At 62.2% G+C, this 1,128-nt stretch carries 1 protein-coding gene; it reads left to right on the forward strand.

Annotated features, from left to right (window positions below; all coding sequences use genetic code 11):
* Positions 1–844: 844 nt before the first annotated feature.
* Positions 845–1,000: a hypothetical protein gene (locus CRM73_RS19330; RefSeq protein WP_154676747.1), complete on the forward strand. Its 156-nt coding sequence runs from the start codon at positions 845–847 to the stop codon at positions 998–1,000.
* Positions 1,001–1,128 lie beyond the last annotated feature (128 nt).

Raw genomic sequence — 1,128 nt, forward strand, 5'->3', positions numbered from 1 at the left:
GACACGATGGGTCACACGGTGGAAGCCGGCGCTGAACGCCTTCGCCATCACCTTCGCCGACCGGATGCCGGCGGCGGAGAACCACTAACCATGGAAACGCCTCTTACACCGTTAGAGCGACAGTCCCGAGACGGGCAACTACCCCTTCACAAGCGCGACTGTAGTACTAAGCGATACGGGTAGATGGAGTTGTCGTAGGGCGTGGTCGTGCTTGGATTGCAACATGAGGGGCCCGGCTACCGCGCGCACCAGCTGCCACCGTGGCGCGAGCTGTTAGGTGATGGCTACGACAAGGGCGCCGGACGGAATAATTAGGATGACGCAATGAAAAGCATGTACCGCATTGGGCTTGTCCTCATCCCGGTTGGGGCAATCCTGGCCTTGGCAACCAAGGTGACATCGTCCCTGCAGGGACGCTACAGCGCGGACCGGACATCGGTCTCGGCCTGCTTTTCTTGTTGGGTCTTGCGCTTTCCATCGTGGGGGTATGTCTGGCTCTCATCGCCCGCCACGGCATGCGGAACGAGAATGCGACGACCACCCCGTGACTGCAGGCGCTTCGGGTTGCCTGAGGTGTCACGGGAGGAGTCGGGGCGGGTCAGCTCCGGCCCCTCCTCTCTTGTTCTGCTGCGCCGACTCTCTTCACTTCGACAGGCATGGTGAGTTTCCCGCCATGTCGCCATGCGCTGCCGTCATGGCGACCACGTGCTGCATGAGGTGTGCCGCCCTACATCGGGGTGTGGCGTAATGAAACGCGGCGATAGGGTATTGCGGGGACCCAACCCGTAGCGTTTTACGAATGCACAGAAGGCGTGCGGAGTGGAAGACCCGGCAGCGTCGCGACATGGCCTGGATCCTGGTGTTGCTGGCCGGGGTGCAGGTGGGTCTGCTGGCTGCGGTGATCGGCGTCCTGGTCGAAGACTTCGTGGTGGGCACTGTTGTTGCCTTGGTTCCGGGTGCTGTGGTGGTGGGGATCTGGTGGCGGCGGTTTCTGGACTAGCTGTGATGTCCAGGGAGGTTGTCCCGCCGCAAGGCGGTGAGTCGGGCTGACACGGGAAGGCCTCCGGTAGTGAAGTGGAGCTGTCTAGTTCACCGCTTCACCCACCGGAGGCCTTCATGTCCCACGTT

The organism is Kocuria sp. CCUG 69068 (assembly GCF_020833785.1).
Lineage (GTDB): Bacteria > Actinomycetota > Actinomycetes > Actinomycetales > Micrococcaceae > Kocuria > Kocuria rosea.